Origin of the sequence: Saccharopolyspora sp. NPDC049426, from assembly GCF_040676935.1 — a bacterium.
In the GTDB taxonomy this organism is placed as follows: domain Bacteria; phylum Actinomycetota; class Actinomycetes; order Mycobacteriales; family Pseudonocardiaceae; genus Saccharopolyspora.
In genome coordinates, this window is sequence record NZ_JBFAPZ010000003.1 from 76,720 (window position 1) to 91,983 (window position 15,264).

Annotated in this window: 15 protein-coding genes; 5 read left to right on the forward strand and 10 right to left on the reverse strand. The window is 71.6% G+C overall.

The window, feature by feature from the left end:
- Positions 1-7: 7 nt before the first annotated feature.
- Positions 8-1,015, reverse strand: a complete 1,008-nt coding sequence (locus tag AB0J78_RS06505) for a glycosyltransferase (RefSeq protein ID WP_363787630.1) — start codon at positions 1,013-1,015, stop codon at positions 8-10.
- The gene (locus AB0J78_RS06510) at positions 1,012-2,019 is read right to left on the reverse strand and encodes a glycosyltransferase family 9 protein (protein ID WP_363787631.1); all 1,008 of its coding nucleotides are present in this window, start codon (positions 2,017-2,019) and stop codon (positions 1,012-1,014) included. Before AB0J78_RS06510 ends, AB0J78_RS06505 begins: the two co-directional genes overlap by 4 nt.
- Before the next feature lie 304 nt (positions 2,020-2,323).
- Here AB0J78_RS06510 and AB0J78_RS06515 point away from each other — a divergent pair, with 304 nt between their 5' ends.
- The 3 genes from AB0J78_RS06515 to AB0J78_RS06525 are packed head-to-tail and all read left to right on the forward strand — an operon-like array spanning position 2,324 to position 4,487.
- The gene (locus AB0J78_RS06515; RefSeq protein WP_363787632.1) at positions 2,324-3,181 is read left to right on the forward strand and encodes a glycosyltransferase family 2 protein; all 858 of its coding nucleotides are present in this window, start codon (positions 2,324-2,326) and stop codon (positions 3,179-3,181) included.
- On the forward strand, positions 3,178-3,594 hold the full coding sequence (locus AB0J78_RS06520) for a GAF domain-containing protein (protein WP_363787633.1): 417 nt from the start codon (positions 3,178-3,180) through the stop codon (positions 3,592-3,594). Before AB0J78_RS06515 ends, AB0J78_RS06520 begins: the two co-directional genes overlap by 4 nt.
- 2 nt (positions 3,595-3,596) lie before the next feature.
- Positions 3,597-4,487, forward strand: a complete 891-nt coding sequence (locus AB0J78_RS06525) for a glycosyltransferase (RefSeq protein WP_363787634.1) — start codon at positions 3,597-3,599, stop codon at positions 4,485-4,487.
- Here AB0J78_RS06525 and AB0J78_RS06530 read toward each other — a convergent pair.
- Positions 4,475-5,875, reverse strand: a complete 1,401-nt coding sequence (locus tag AB0J78_RS06530; protein ID WP_363787635.1) for an MFS transporter — start codon at positions 5,873-5,875, stop codon at positions 4,475-4,477. The genes AB0J78_RS06525 and AB0J78_RS06530 overlap by 13 nt on opposite strands.
- Before the next feature lie 295 nt (positions 5,876-6,170).
- Between AB0J78_RS06530 and AB0J78_RS06535 the strand changes: the two genes are divergently transcribed.
- Positions 6,171-6,401, forward strand: a complete 231-nt coding sequence (locus tag AB0J78_RS06535) for a hypothetical protein (protein WP_132673572.1) — start codon at positions 6,171-6,173, stop codon at positions 6,399-6,401.
- A gap of 255 nt (positions 6,402-6,656) precedes the next feature.
- Complete coding sequence (locus AB0J78_RS06540; protein ID WP_363787636.1) at positions 6,657-7,550, forward strand: polysaccharide pyruvyl transferase family protein; 894 nt, start codon at positions 6,657-6,659, stop codon at positions 7,548-7,550.
- Between the two features lie 15 nt (positions 7,551-7,565).
- Here AB0J78_RS06540 and AB0J78_RS06545 read toward each other — a convergent pair whose 3' ends face one another.
- The 7 genes from AB0J78_RS06545 to AB0J78_RS06575 all read right to left on the reverse strand — a co-directional run bounded on the left by AB0J78_RS06545 (position 7,566) and on the right by AB0J78_RS06575 (position 15,208).
- Positions 7,566-7,955: a DUF2267 domain-containing protein gene (locus AB0J78_RS06545; protein WP_363787637.1), complete on the reverse strand. Its 390-nt coding sequence runs from the start codon at positions 7,953-7,955 to the stop codon at positions 7,566-7,568.
- A 142-nt stretch (positions 7,956-8,097) separates the two neighbouring features.
- Positions 8,098-9,222 carry a hypothetical protein gene (locus AB0J78_RS06550; protein ID WP_363787638.1) on the reverse strand — a complete coding sequence of 375 codons (1,125 nt, stop codon included), beginning with the start codon at positions 9,220-9,222 and terminating at the stop codon, positions 8,098-8,100.
- Positions 9,223-9,311: 89 nt separating this feature from the next.
- The gene (locus tag AB0J78_RS06555; RefSeq protein ID WP_363787639.1) at positions 9,312-10,238 is read right to left on the reverse strand and encodes a glycosyltransferase family 9 protein; all 927 of its coding nucleotides are present in this window, start codon (positions 10,236-10,238) and stop codon (positions 9,312-9,314) included.
- Positions 10,235-10,810 (reverse strand): SIS domain-containing protein, encoded by a 576-nt coding sequence (locus tag AB0J78_RS06560; protein ID WP_363787640.1) that lies wholly within the window; start codon positions 10,808-10,810, stop codon positions 10,235-10,237. Before AB0J78_RS06560 ends, AB0J78_RS06555 begins: the two co-directional genes overlap by 4 nt.
- Positions 10,807-12,039 carry a glycosyltransferase gene (locus tag AB0J78_RS06565; RefSeq protein WP_363787641.1) on the reverse strand — a complete coding sequence of 411 codons (1,233 nt, stop codon included), beginning with the start codon at positions 12,037-12,039 and terminating at the stop codon, positions 10,807-10,809. The genes AB0J78_RS06560 and AB0J78_RS06565 overlap by 4 nt, the downstream gene beginning before the upstream one ends.
- Positions 12,036-13,577 carry an HAD-IIIA family hydrolase gene (locus tag AB0J78_RS06570; protein ID WP_363787642.1) on the reverse strand — a complete coding sequence of 514 codons (1,542 nt, stop codon included), beginning with the start codon at positions 13,575-13,577 and terminating at the stop codon, positions 12,036-12,038. Before AB0J78_RS06570 ends, AB0J78_RS06565 begins: the two co-directional genes overlap by 4 nt.
- Positions 13,574-15,208: a carbamoyltransferase C-terminal domain-containing protein gene (locus tag AB0J78_RS06575; protein WP_363787643.1), complete on the reverse strand. Its 1,635-nt coding sequence runs from the start codon at positions 15,206-15,208 to the stop codon at positions 13,574-13,576. The genes AB0J78_RS06570 and AB0J78_RS06575 overlap by 4 nt, the downstream gene beginning before the upstream one ends.
- Between the last annotated feature and the right edge of the window lie 56 nt (positions 15,209-15,264).

Consider the following 15,264-nt stretch of genomic DNA (forward strand, 5'->3'; position numbering starts at 1 on the left):
CCTCGGGTCACCGGCGCACTTCGTGCAGCAGCGCCGTCCAGTCGGTCAAGAACCTCTCCAGCGAGTACCTGCTCAGCACCGCTCGCCGGGCCGCCTCACCGGCTTCCCGGGCACGGTCCGGATCAGCGGTGAAGGCGGCGACCGCGTCGATCAGCGCGTCCATCCGCGTGGAGACGACACCCGCTTCCGGCGGCACGGCCTCGGAGACCTCGGTGGCCGCGACGGCCACGACCGGCATGCCCAGGTGCATGGCCTCCAGCAGCGCCAGCCCGAGCGAGGTCCACCGGTAGGGGTGCAGGTACACGCGGCGAGCGGCCAGTTCGGCGTGCATCTTCGGCTGCGGCAGATCGTCGTGGGGCGTGATGCGATCGCAGCCCAGCACCTGCGGGAGGTCCCGCACCTGCATGCCGAACACGTCCAGCGGCGCGCCCCGGCTCAATCGGGGCAGCAGGTCGGTTCCGGCGATGTGGCTGCGCCGCACCGGTTCGTTGACCACCACCCCGGCGCGCGGCACGGTTCCGGTCCAGCGGTGGCCGGGATCGACGATCCCGTGCTCGATGACGGTGTTCGGCGCTCGCCCATTGTCCCACCACACCTGGTTGAAGTGGGTGACGTGCGCGATCGGGATGTCGTCGCGGTCGGCCACGGGATGCCGGTCGGGGCCCGCGGGACCACGCGGTGTGTCGTGCTCCACGTAGACGGCCGGGAGGTCGACGCCCGGTCGGCGGCCGGTCCACAGCCGGGTGAGTTCGAGCTCGTCGGGGCGTTGGAGCACCACGACGTCGATGCGCTCGTCGTGCAGCCGGCCGGGTTCGACCTCCACGGCGTTGTCCGGCCACGTGACGGTCTGCGAGCGCCCTCTCCCGTCGGGCCCGCGATCGGCGGTGGCGGGCACCAGGTAGGTGTGCGGCCCGTGCACGAACGACGTCGTCCACGACCCGTGCCTGTGCCACACCAGGATTCGCAGTCCTCCCTGCGAAATCGGTGCGGTGGCGGGTGTTCGGAAGCTCGTCATGACGTCACCTCCACGACCGCGGCGGCGACCTCTTCCGGGGTCACCAGCGTCAGGCAGGGGTGGCCGGGCACCGGGCAGTACCGCGCGCGGGTGTTGCGGCACGGGGCGAACTGCTCGCCGAGCACGACCCGCGGAACGCCGTAGGGAGCCCAGCGGGCCGCGCTGACCACGGGTGCGAACAACGAGACCACGGGTGTTCCCACGGCCGCGGCAAGGTGCGCAGGCCCTGTGTTGGGCGCGACGACGGCGTCCGCGCCGTCGAGAACCGCCGCCAGCTCCCACAAGTTCGTGCGCCCGCCGAGGTCAACTCCGACGTTCCCGGCAACTTGTGCGGTCAGCTCCCCATCGGCCGGTGCGCCCGTGACCACCACCGCCCGTCCGGCCGCGGCCAGTTCGCGCACCGCCCCTCGGCAGCGGAACATCGGCCACTCCCGCGCGGGGACCGAAGCGGCGGGGTGCACCACGACGTAACGACGCCGGCCGACGAGGTGACCGACGTCGGGGAGCGGGCGGCGCACCGCCAACCTCCCGTCATCGCCGTCCGGCAGTTCGAATCCGGCGGCGCGCGCCAGCGACAGCGCGCGTTCGGGCTCGGGCGGATCACCCTCGACCCCGTGCCGCACGTCCAGCAGCGATCCCGGGTAGTCCTCGCTGATCGCCGCGATCCGCTCCACACCGGCCATCCGCAGCAGCAGCGCCAGCGGCAGCGCGCTCTGGTGGAACGAGGTGAACACCACCGCCGAATCGGCGTCGATCTTGCGCAGCACCTCGGAGAACTCGTGGATCGCCGATTCGGTGACCGGCGGTGGTTCCGGGTCGATCCACGGCGCGCACCAGGTCACGACCTCGTCCACGCCGGGCAGCATCTCCGCCGCCGCCGCACCGCGCGGTCCGGCTAGCATGACCACGGATTCGGCGTGCGCCGCCACGGCCCGCACCGCCGGACCCGCGAGCAGCACGTCGCCGAGGTTGTCCTGGCGCGCGACCAGCACCCGGCCCTTCACCGTCCCACCTCGGCGTGGTGCCGCAGGCGGGGAAGAGCGGGTGCTGCGTGCGGAACCGGAACGAGCACAGCTGCGCCTCCCGCGTGTCGTCCTGCTCGGTGCGATCGGCGTCCGCATCGGCGACGCCCGTCCATACCGCTACCCAGCGAAGCGACTCCCCTACACATGTGCGCACGAGTTTCGCCTCCGCAGGAGGCCATCCGGGGCGTTCGAGCACGCTGCGCGAGCGACTGCGGGTTTTTCGCGCCCGGTGCGGGTAACCGCGAGAAGGTGGCTCCCCGCCGCCGTTCTCCGGGAGTGCAGAATGGATCGACGAATCAACACCGACGTGGTGATCGCGACGCGCAACCGGCGCGACGAGCTGCTCCGCACCGTGCGCAACCTCCTCGACCTGCGTCCGCGCCCGCGGATCGTCGTGGTCGACAACGCCTCGACCGACGGCACCGCCGAAGCGGTCGCGGAGCTGCACCCGCGCGTGGAGTTGATCCGCGCGCCGCACAACCTCGGGGCAGCCGCGCGCAACCTCGGTGTGCTGAACTGCCGGGCCGAGCACGTCGCCTTCAGCGATGACGACTCGTGGTGGGAGCACGACGCGCTGCCGCGCGCCGAACAACTCTTCGCCGCCCACCCCGACGTGGGGTTGATCGCGGGCAAGACCCTGGTCGGCGAGCTCGAGCGCACCGATCCGGTCAACGACCTCATGGCGCGCTCACCGCTGCGGAGCTCGGCGGAGCTGCCAGGCCCGCGAGTGCTGGGTTTCACGGCGTGCGCAGCCGTCGTCCGGAGGCGAGCTTTCCACGAGGTCGGCGGCTTCGACCCGATGCTCTTCTTCGGCGCCGAGGAGAAGCTACTCGCGTGCGATCTCGCGGCTGCGGGATGGGAACTGATCTACGCCGAGGACGTCCTCGCTCACCACCACCCGTCCGACGCCCGGTTGAGCCTTTCCGAGCGGGAAGCCCTGGAACTGCGCAACAACCTGCTGATCTCCTGGATGCGCAGATCCCCGTCGGCGGCGGCGTCCGAGACGCTGCGCGCCCTGCGCCGCTCCCGGCCTGCCGTCGCCGGTGCGCTGCGGCGGTTCCCGATGGCGATGCGCCGCAGACGGCGGCTCCCCCGGCGAGTGGAGCACGAGCTGACCGCCGTGGAGTCCCAGACGTCATGACGACCTACGAGATCCCGTCCCACGCCCCCCAGCTCTCCGAGCTGCTGCGGTACGTCCCGCACGCCGACATGGCCGTGCTCGGCACGACCGCCCCGGAACCGGCGGTCCTCGCCCACACCGACGAGCGTGCTCGGTCCCTGGAGGTCGACCAGCTGCGGATCGGCAAGGGCCCGAGCGTGGAGGTGGCCACCTCGCAGCGCGCGGTGCTCGCCGATCTCAGCCAGATCAGGACCTATTGGCCGGACTTCGCCCGCCGCGCCCGCGAGCTGCGGCTGCACAGCCTGCTCATCGTGCCACTGGACCCCGTCTTCCCCGCCGGTGCGCTGAGCCTCTACGCGCACCGCTCGCACGCGTTCGACGACCACGACGAGGACCTGGTGCGCCGATCTCTGCCCACGTTGACGCGGAGGTGAGCATGTACGGGACCACTGTGGTCATCGCGACGCACGAACGCCGCGAGGAGCTCCTGCGCACCCTCGATCACATGACCGCGCTGCCCGACGCGGCGCCGATCATCGTGGTCGACAACGCCTCCCGCGACGGCACGGCTTCGGCGGTGCGGCGACACTTCCCCGAGGTCGAGCTTCTGGTGCAGGACCGCAACCTCGGCGCGTGCGCCCGCAACGTCGCCGTCGACCGCGTCCGCACGCAGCACGTGACCTTCTGCGACGACGACACGCGCTGGCAGCGGGGTTCGCTGCGGCGGGCGGCCGAGCTGCTGGACCGCCACCCCGAGATCGGCGCGGTCATGGGCCGCTGCCTGGTCGAACCCGATCTCGTCGAGGACCCGCTGACCCCGGAGCTGCGCTCCTCACCGGTGCCCGCGCCGCACTGGCTGCCCGGGCCGGCGTTGCTGAGCGTGATGGCCGGGCTCACCACCTTCCGCACCAGCGCCTTCCGCGAAGCCGGGGGGTTCTCCGAACGGCTGTGGCTCGGCGGCGAGGAGGAGCTGCTGGCCCTGGACCTGGCAGCGCGTGGCTGGTGGTTGTGCTGGTCGCCGGACGTGTTGATCCACCACGCGCCCTCCCGCGCGCGGGACCCCCGACGGCGCAGGGGCCTCGGCATCCGCAACACGCTGCTGACCGCCTGGCTGCGCCGACCGGCTGGTAGCGCTCTGCGGCGCACCGCCCAGGTCCTGCGTTCGGCTCCGAAGGACCGGTGCACGGCCACCGCAGTGCTGGAAGCGCTGCGGTCGTGCCCCTGGGTGCTGCGGGAACGCCACGTGGTGCCCGCCGAGGTCGAACGCGGTCTGCGCCTGCTGGAGGAGCCGCAGCACCATTCCGCCGCGCGCCGCTACGTGGGCTGATGCGCACGCTCGCGGGCGGCGCGACGACGTCCGCCGGTGATCCGCTGCCCCGGTCGCGTCCACCGCGGCCCGCGGCCGGGTCGCGCTGTCGCTCTACCGGGCAGCGGTGGGTGCACGGGCTGCGGTGGCGTGGGGTGCACCCCGGCCAGCCGCGCCCAGCGCTGCTCGGCGGGCATGGCGCGGCGCTGCGGGGAACGGGCGAACAGCAACCAGGCCACGGCGGTGGCCACGACGGTGGCGGCGCCGGCGATCTCCAACGCCGGTCCGGGCCCGGCGAACTCCGACAGCCAGCCCAGCAACGGGCCACCGATGGCGCCGGAAGCGGCCGTCACGATTCCCTTGGCCGCCAGGACTCGACCGCGCATGTCCTCATCGGTGTCGAGCTGGATGCGGGTGCTGGTGGCGGTGTCGAGCACCACCGCACCGATCGCGATCGGCACCAGCAGCGTCGCGAAGCTCCACAGGGTGGGCGTGGCGCCGCTGAAGAACTGCAGGACGCTGGTGCCCAGCGCGCTCCACAGCACCAACCGCAGCGTCAAGTTCTTGCAGGCCGCCGCCACGAAGCCGCCGAGAACCGTCCCGGCGGAGAAGATCACTGACAGCATCCCGTAGCCCTCGGGCCCGGCCGCGAGCGGGCCTTCGCTCATCGCCGCCATCGTGACCTGGTAGTTGCGGCCCAGGCAGGACAGCACGAAACCGAGCAGGAACATCAGCACCAGCGGCCGGTGGCCCAGCACGTACCGGACGCCCGCCTTGATGCCGGTCCGCTCCGCCGTGCTGGTCGCGAGGTGGAACATCCCCTCCTCCCGGACCTTGCCGATCGCCAGCAGCACCGCGCCGAAGCTCACCGCGTTGATCACGAACAGCAGCGGCACGCCGGTGACGGCCACCAGCGCGCCGGCCAACCCCATGCCGAGGATCCGGCCACCCGAGCTCAGGATCGACCCCAGGCCCAACGCGTTGCTCAAGTCCTCGCGCGGCACCAGCTGCGAACCGAAGCGGCCGAGCGCGGGGCCGTCGAAGACCGTCACCACCCCGCCAGCCAGCGCCAGCGCGTAGACGGCCGACAGCGGGCCGTCGACCCACGCCACCCCCGCCAGCACCACGGCGAGCACGCCGTGCAGTGATTGGGTGACCAGCAGCACGCGCTTGGTCGGCCACCGGTCGGCGACGGAGCCGGCCACCGAGCCCAGCAGCACGCCGGGCAGCAGTTGGAACAGCAGGGAGAGCCCGAGCAGTCCGGGCGAACCGGTCTTGACGAGCACGAACCAGTTCAACGCGAGGTTCTGCATCCACGCACCGGTGACGGAGACGAGATCGGCGACCGCCCAGCGGCGGTAGTTGGGATGTCGGAGCGCGCGGAACATCGGGGCCACGGCTGCGCGCACGTGGAATTCCTTTCCGGAAGGCGAATGGTCGATTTCCGGCGCAGTTCTGCTCGGAAACCGACACGAAGGTGCCACCCGATTCGCCGAGATCGACACGTTTTGTGCCCGGGCTCTCAGCAATTGCGGGGAAAATCAAGAACATTCCCACGCACAGCCGAATGACTGCGCACGAAGAGTCAATGACTGGCCGATTGAGCCCTCACCGAGGGTGAAACGCCCCCGCGCCGGGTTTGACCACTTCCGCCGCTGCCAACCCCAGAGGTGCGAGCGGAAATCCGCGACGAGGAGGAATCCCATGGCCGGCGAACCCGAAAGCCCGGTGAAGGACAAGAACTACAACCTCATCACCGTGTTGCAGTTGTCCTTGCACCACGCGTGGATGCTGGACCAGTACGTCAAGGATGCCGAGTCGCAAGGCGATGACGAACTCGCCAAGTGGCTGCACCGGATTCAGGACAACAACGTGAAGGCCGGTGAACAGGGCAAGCAGATGCTGCTGAAGCGACTGCAGTACGAGAACGGTTGAGAGGGATCAGCACCATGCTTGGTGACCGGATCCGGCAGTTGACCGAGCGAGTGCGCAACGGGCTCGCACAGCGCACGCCCGCGAGGTACGAGGACGAGAACGCTTCCTCCGATCAGCAGAAGCATAGATCCGGCAGGGCGAACTCGCTGCTCGAAACCGGTCCGCGCGTCCCGCCGGAGTCGGGACCCCACAAGAAGCGCTGATGGGTGGTGCCCCGGAAGGCCGGGGCACCACCTCTTTCACGATGGGGGCCCGATGCGAGCGCTGGTGACGGGGTGGGCGAGCTTCCTGCACGGGGAAGCCACCGCCGGTGACGTCGCGAGTCTGCACCGGGTGGCCGCACGGCTGGCCACCAACGGCATCGACCACGACATCGTGCTCAGCCCCGCATTCGCCCCAGGCGCAACGCACTTCGACGACGCTGAACCGAACGACTACACCCACGTCATCTTCTGCTGCGGGCCCGCGTACGGCTGGCAGGTCGAAGAACTGCACCACCGGTACTCGAGGTGCACTCGGATCGCCGTGGGCGTCTCCGTGATCGACCCGGAATCGACCGCCACCAAGGGCTTTCACACGCTCCTGCCGCGAGACGGGCCGAGCCTACGCGCCTCACCGGACCTCGCCGCCGGTCTGGACCCTCGCGGTACCCCGGTGGTGGGAGCCGTGCTCGCACCGGCGCAGCCGGAGTACGGCGACCGCACCAGGCACTATGAGACGCACGAGATCCTGCAGCGCTGGTTGGCCGAACTGGACGCAGCGCGAATCCCGCTGGACACAAGGCTGGCTCGCAGCGACTGGCGATTGTGCTCGACGCCCGAAGCGTTCGCCGCCCTCGTCGAGCGCACCGACGTCGTGGTCACCACTCGTCTGCACGGACTCGTTGTCGCGCTGTCCGCGGGCGTTCCCGCGCTCGCCGTCGATCCCATCTCCAGCGGGGGCAAGGTCACCGCGCAGGCGCGCGCGCAGGACTGGCCCGCGGTCATCGGCGCCGACGAGCTCTCAAAAACCGAGCTGGATCGCTGGTGGCGCTGGTGCAGGTCCGACGATGGAGCCTGCCGAGCCGCTGCGGCCCGCCGCTCGGCAGGCACCGATTCGAGTCTGCTGGACGCGCTGGCACGCCACCTGCACGCCGCCGCGCTGGAGTGACGACAGGCGCGCGCGTCAGGCCAGTTCCGGATGGCCGAAGAACGTCGCGAACCCACTGGACAGCTGGCTGAGCACGTGGTTGAGCTCGCCGCCGTCGATGCTCTCGGTCACCGTGGTGAGCACAGCGCTGACGTCCCAGCGGGCCGTCTCCGTGCTCGCGCCCTCCAAGCGGGCGGCGACAGCTCCTGCGAACCCGTCCGGGGACAGGTCCGGCATCGGCCGCTCCTCCGCGCGCAGAGCCCCGGCCAGGTCGCCGGGCAGCTGTGCGGCGAGGTCCTCGGCCTCCTGAACGGTGATGCGGGCGCCGAGCACACCCAGCACGCAGCGCGTGACGTGCTCGGCTCGCTCCCTCGACTCGTACTCACCGAGCCGACGGACGGTCGCGATGAACTCGTCGTACTTCATGACGCACCTCCCAGACGCGGTCGTGCGCGGCCACCTCGGGGGTTTCCACCGGCGGCCGAGGTGAAAACAGCCGGATGGAGAAGCGAAGGACGTGCTTTCGACGCCGGCTGAGATCCACCACGGGCCGAGGACATTCGATGGCTCAGGTCTGCCCGGACTTGCGCTGCTCGCGGCGGCGCCTGGCTCGGCGTTCCCGTTCGCGCTTGCTGTAGGTGGCCCGCCGCACCGCTGACTCGGTCTCCAGGCTCGACCCCAGGGCCCCCGCGACGGTGCCCATCGAGCTCGCCAACCAGGACAGACCCAGGTAATCCAGGGGGGTCGCCGGGTGCCCGAGCTGGCCGCTGAGGTATTCAGGGCTGATGACCGTCGCCGACCCCAGTGCGGTCAGCCCGAACAGCAGCGCGTACATGCACAGCACACCGATGGATACCGTCAGCAACGTCGCGGCGTTGTACATCCGGGTCTTGTGCACCGCCGCACCGCCACCGGCGCGCTCCCACAGGCTGTTGTGCACGATCAGCCAGCCGACCATCACCGCCACGGCGAAGAGGTTGATCAGGACCAGGCGCACCGGTGCGAGGCTGTCGGCCAGGCTCCAGATGCTGGGGAAGAACACGCCGAAGGCCGCCGTCCCCGCAGCCGCCGCCACCGCGCGGGACAGCCCCGGCACGAGCCACCAGGGCCGGTTGTCGCGGACCATGCCGAACAGCAGGCGCATCCTGCCGACCCGGCCCGGCAGCACCAGGTTCGAGTCGATGTTCTCGTCGCTGGACCGGACCTGCCGGATTCGAACGCCGAACACGCCCCAGGCGCCGGAGTGGTACCCGTCGCTCTCGCGATGCGCGGCGATCCCCAGCGTTTGCCTGGCGAGCAGGCCGACCAGGTGCACCACGACCCGGCGGGCGTACGGCAGCAACCGGATCCAACCGATCGCCGGCACCGACGCCATCGCCGCTCCGCTGCTGGTGTCCGCGTCGGCGACCACCGCCCCCGCGGGTTCGATCCTCGGGAGATCGGTCAAGCAGACCAGCAGGTCCCAGTGCTCGCTGCTTCGCTTCTCCTCGACCTTCTCCGCGATGTCGATCGCGCCGTCGTCGCCCAGCGGCAATTCCTCCGAGCTCGCCACCACTCGCCAGTCCACTTCCTCGGCGACCCGGGACCGGAGTTCGTCCGGGATCTCCTCCGCGAGCCGCTCGGCGATCTCGGTCGGAACGCCGGGATCGGCGATGATGCCGACCGTGACCCGTCGGTCCACTTGCGAAGCCATCGCACCTCGCTCCCGTCACATCGGACACGACGGGGAATTTCCACCTCGGAAAACGGCGAAACCCGCTACGGCCGACGCGTGGGCACGGCTCATCCGCGCCGCACCGCTCTGCGCGCGGCGTCGATCACCTGCCCGATCGTGATCGCCAGCAGTCCGGGATCTGGGTCGGAGGCGAAGGTGTCGCCGCTACGCCCGTGCCACAGCGCGATGTGCCGGGTGTCGACCGGTGGGCCCCAGTAGCGGGGCGAGACCGGTCCGAACAGCACCACCGACGGCGTTCGGAAGGCGCTGGCCAGGTGCGCGATGCCGGTGTCGCCGCAAATCAGCAGGCGGGCGTGGGCGACCAGAGCGGCCAGCTCGCGCAACCCGGTGCGTCCGGCCAGCACGGAGTTCCCCGGCAGTCCCGCGAGCTCGGCCACCCGCGCAGCGCGCTCGTGCTCGGATTCGGAACCGGTGAGCACCACGTCGAAATCCGCGTCCGCTGCCCAGCGCGCCACCTCGGCGTAGCGCTCCACCGGCCACAGCCGAGCGCCGTGGCTGGCGCCCGGGTGCACGATCGCCACGCCGGTTCGGGGGCGGTCCAGCGGCGTCGGCAGCAGCAGGTCGTCCGGGTCGGCGTCGATGTCGTAGTGCCGCAGGAGTCGGCACCAGCGCTGCCGCTCGTGCTGCTCGGCCTCCCAGTCCGGGCCGGCGACCGGGGGAGCCGCCGGATGCCGGTGGGAAAGGACCTGGCGAGCTCCGGTCGAGCACACCGCGCGCACCGATTCCGGCCCGCTGCCGTGCAGGTTCACCGCGACGTCCGGAGCCGCTCGCCGCCAGCGGAAGTCCGCGAGCCCAGGAGTGGGCACCAACTCGTCCACCTCGGGCAGCAGGGGCAGCAGCTCCGCCAGCGGTTCGGGTGCGGCCAGCAGCACCACGTGGTCCGGAAAAGCGCGCCGCAGGCCGCGCAGCGCGGGCACCGCGGTGAGCAGGTCTCCCAGCCCGAGTGCCCGGAGCAGGAGAACGGTTCCGGTCACCGGCTTCCCGGTGCCCGGTCGATGGTCAGCGCGTCGAACTCGCCGCACAGCGCGTGGATCAGCGCCAGGTGGATCTCCTGCACCGTGGCCACACCGGGGGCATCAACGGCCACGACGTCGTCGCAGACAGCGGCGAGGTCGTTGGGCGCAGGCCCGGTCAGCGCCCAGGTCAGCACACCCAGCTCCCGCGCGGTCTTGGCCGCGGCGAGCACGTTCTGGCTGCGGCCGCTGGTGGACAACGCGACCAGCACATCACCGGGACGCCCGTGCGCCCGCACACCGCGAGCGAAGACCTCCTGCTCGCCGTAGTCGTTGAGCGTGGCGGTGAACGCCGAGGTGTCGGCGTGCAGCGCGATGGCCGAGTACGGCTTGCGATCGCGGAGGAACCGACCGGTCAGCTCACCCGACAGGTGCTGCGCTTCCGCAGCGCTTCCTCCGTTTCCGCAGGTCAGTAAGCGCGCTCCGGCAGTCAGGCGGTCCGCGAGCGTGCCCGCCCAGCTCCGCAGCTTCGGCGCTGTGGAGCTGATCTGCCACGCGGCTGCGCCCAGGTCTTGGAAGTGCTGCTCGATCACGGTGCTCCCCCTCCCGGCGCGGCGGCGAACGCGGTCCGCCCGGACCGCGCCGAACGCACCTGCTGGTAGATGTCCTCGGCTTCGCCGACGAGCCGATCCCACCCGTAGCGAGCCCGAACGCGGTGCGCGCCTGCGGTTCCCAGCTCCGCGCGCAGGCCCGGCCGATCCAACAGCTCACGCACGGCACCTGCGGTCGCCGCCGGATCGTGCGGTGGCACGTGCAGTCCCGTCCTGCGATCGACGACGGTGTCGAGATGACCCCCGACGGCGCTGACGACCACGGGAACACCGCAGGCCATCGCCTCCGGCGGCACCGTTCCGAACGGCTCGTACCACGGGATGCTGACGACGACGTCGACCGACCGGTAGAGATCGGGCGCCTCCTCGTGGGGCACCGGGCCGAGGAACTCGGTGCGGTCGGCGACACCGGCTTGACGGGCCACCGCCTGCAACCGGTTGACCTCCGGGTCATCGGGCCAGTCCGCCTCAGGCGGCCCGCCCGCGATGAGCAGACGGGCGTCGGGGAGATCGCGCATCGCCCGGATCATCACGTCCACACCCTTGCGCTCGACCAGCCTGCCGATGCTCAGAACGCGCGGCGCGCCGCGCTTCGGCTCGGGCGGTGGGGCTGCGAAGAACCGGTCGACGTCGATGCCGCAGGGCAGCACAGCGGTGCGCTCTGGGGGCACGCCCATCTCGGCGAGCTCACCGACCTCGTCCGTGCACGTGGCGATGACGAGGTCAGCGCCGCAGGCGATCTCGGCCTCCAACTCGGCGCGTTGCGGCGGGCTGGTGTCCTTGGCCCCCTGCTCGCGGCGCTTGACGCGCCCCAACGCGTGGAAGGTCTGCAGCACCGGCACGCCGAGCCCCGCGGCGCCGCGCTGCGCGGCGAGCCCGCTCATCCAGAAGTGCGCGTGCACCAGGTCCGGGCGGCTGCTCTGCCAGGTCTCGGCGAGCCGCGCCGCGAAGGAGTCCATGTGCGGCAGCAGTTCGTCCTTGGGCACCGGTTCAGACGGACCGGCCGCCACGTGCCGAACCGTGAAGCCCTCATCGGTACGCACCCGCTCCGGGAGCGTCGGCGAATCGCGGCGGGTGTGCACGACGACGTCATGGCCGCGCCGGGCGAGCCCGGTCGCCAGTTCGGCCACCTGCACGTTCTGCCCGCCGGCGTCGGCTCCGCCGAGGGCCGCCAGCGGGCTGGCGTGCTCGGAAACCATGTCGATCCTCATCGCGGCACCTCCTGCCGGACGGGGCGCCGCGTCGCCGCGCGCACCCGGCCGTCCCGCAGCACGCGGGAGACAGCGGCCTCGAGGGTCGGCGCGACCTCGGCTTCGACGAGCGCCCTGGTCGTCTCCTCGGTCCTGGTCCGCTCGGTGGGCACCAGGATCGCCCTGGCACCCGCGGCCAGCGCTGCCGCGATGTCGGCTCCGGTGTCGCCGATGACCACGCAGCTCCGCGGCAACACGCGCAACCGGGCGGCGGCCTGCTCGATCATCCCGGGTTTCGGTTTGCGGCAACCACATCCGTCGTGCTCGTCGTGCGGGCACCACTGCCAGGTGTCGAACGGCCCCAGCGCTCTCTGCACCGCGCCGTTGACGGCGGCGACGTCCTCGTCGCGCAGCAGCCCGCGCGCCACTCCGGACTGGTTGCTCACCACCCCGATCGGAATGCCGGCCACGCGGAGCCGGTCCAGCGCTTCCCGCGCTCCGCTGACCGGTCGCACGCGGGCAGGGTCACCGTTGTAGGGGACGTCGTGGATGAGCGTGTCGTCCCGGTCGAACAGCACCGCCGCAGGCATTTCCCTCGCGCCCGCGCGCACTTCCACCTCACCGCGCACTCTGTGCAGGCACGCGGCGGGAGGGATTAGGCAGCTGGTGACCAGCATTCGGGCCACCTCGTTCGGCGTGCCCGGGCCCGGAACGACCCGGCGGGCCGCGAACTCGGCGGTCAAACCCATCCACACCACGGCACCCCAGGCCGCGGTTCGACGCGCGCCGAGCGCGGAGGCGACGAGCGCGGTCCCTCCCGCCACCGTGATCGCCAGGTGTCGACGAATCCTGCCCGGGCCTTCACCGATCCGCTTGCGCCACCGCTTTCCGTACTTGCGGCACATGATGGCGTTGTCGGCGTTGCCCCGTTGCGCGCGCACGCTGGCGAGGAAGCCCGCGGGGCGCGCGGGGTGGCTGGTCACACGCGCGCCGTTGACCAACCGCCACCCCGCGGCCTGCACCCGCAGCGCCAGGTCGGCGTCCTCCCGGAAGGCGCGCCGGAACTCCTCGTCGAAACCGCCGCAGGCCGACAGCACCTCGCGGCGGTAGGCCATGTCCGCGGTGATCCACAGCGCGTCGGCGAGCGCGGCGGTGTCGCGTTCGCCATCGGTGGGCCGCCGCTCGGTCGGCAGCGGGACGACGATGTCGGCCTGGCAGGCCCCCACGTCCGGACCGACGTCGAGGTCGTCCTCGATCCGCTCGCGCCAGTCCGCGGCGGGCACGACGTCGTCGTCCAGGAACACGACCCACTCGGCGTCCGCTTCGCGCCAACCGATGTTGCGCGCTGCGGCAGGACCACGTCCGCCGGAACGCACGACGCGGATCGGCAGCTCGCTGCGCGGTAGCGGAAGCGGTTCGCGCGGGCCGGGCCGGTCGTCGACCAGCACGACCTCGCGGGGACCGGGGCCGCGCCCGGTGTCGAGGGCGGCCAGGGTTCCGGCGAGGCTGTCCCGGCCCATCGTCGGGATGACCACCGCGTAGTCGCCGCGGACGGTCATGACCGCTCACTCCCGCGGTGGACCACGAACGGCCCGATCACGAGCAGGTCGATCGGCGACGCTCCGAAGCACTCCAAGGCGTCGACCGGGCTGTCGACCATGGGGCGTCCCGCGGTGTTGAAGCTGGTGTTGATCAGCGCCGGCACGCCGGTGCGAGCCGCGAAGGAGTCGAGCAGCCTGGCCACCAGCGGTTCGGCGGCCCGGTCGACGGTCTGCGGCCGCGCGGTGCCGTCGATGTGCACGGCGGCGGGTATGCGGTCCTGCCACTCCGGCTTCACGTCGTGCACGAACAGCATGTGAGGGCTGCTCTCCGGCCCCCGGGTGAACAGCTCGCCGGCGCGTTCTGCCAAGACCATGGGTGCGACCGGGCGGAACTGCTCGCGGCCCTTGATGTCGTTGAGGCGCTCGACGTTGTCGGCGTTGCCGGGGTGGGCGAGCAGGGAACGGTGTCCGAGCGCACGCGGGCCGAACTCGCTGCGCCCTTGGAACCAGCCCACCGACGCGTCGCGCGCCAGCGCTTCGGCTGCGACCTCGGCGACGTCGCTCGGGCGTTCGTAGGCCAGTTGCGCGGTGCGGAGGGCGTTCTCGATCTCCTCGTCGCTCCACCCGCGCCCGAGGTCGGCGCCGGGCATCGGCCTGATGGGCTCGTCGTGCTGCGCCGCGACCTGCAACGCCGCGCCGAGCGCGGTGCCCGAGTCACCCGCCGCGGGTTGCACCCACACCTCGTCGAACGGGCCTTCGCGAGCGATCCGGGTGTTGGCCACGCAGTTGAGCGCCACTCCCCCGGCCATGGCCAGCCGACGTTCCCCGGTCGCGCTGTGCAGCCATCGCGCGAGGTCGAGCAGCACTTCCTCCACCCTGGACTGGACGCTCGCGGCGAGCTGAGCGTGCTTGTCGCCCAATTGTTCCTGCGCGCTGCGACGGGGGGCCCAGCGCTGCCAGTCGATCGGCTCGATCTCGTAGTGCCCGTCGCCGCTGCGGACCAACTCCCTGAAGTCCGGCAGGAACGCGGGTTCGGCGTAGGAGGCCAGCGCCATCACCTTGTACTCGTCGCTGGAACGGCGGAAGCCCAGGTGCTCGGTCAGCTCCTCGTACATCAGGCCGAGCGAGTGCGGCAGTCGCTGCTCGGTCAACGTGGTCAGCCGGCCGCCGGTGCACCGTCCGGCAAGTCCTGAGGTGCTCTCACCGCGGCCGTCGGCGGTGAGCACGGCGCAGTCGCCGAAGGGCGCGGCGAGCGCGGCGGAAGCGGCGTGCGCCACGTGGTGCGGCACGAACACCACCGCATCGGGATCGAGCCCGGGCAGCGCGGTGGCCAGGAAGTGCGGCGCCCGTTCGGCGAAGGTCGTGCGCAACCACTCCCACCCGGGACCCAGGCCCTCCACGGTCTCGTCCACCAGCGCCGGGTCGTAGGAGAAAGCCACCGCGTCCAGCTCGGACGCCTCGATCCCGCCCTGGCGCAAGCACCACGCCGCGGCCTGCTCGGGCTGCTCCCACGCCGAGAACGGGACGGGCGTCTTGCCGTGCTTGCGGCGGGAGAAGCGCTCCTCCTCTGCCGCGGCCACGGTGCGGCCGTCGACCACCAGTGCGGCGGCCGGGTCGTGGAAAACGGCGTTGATCCCGAGGATTCGCACGGTCGTCCTCCCGTCGTGCGCTGTGTCCACCCGAGCGCAGGCCCTGGTCCGTCCTG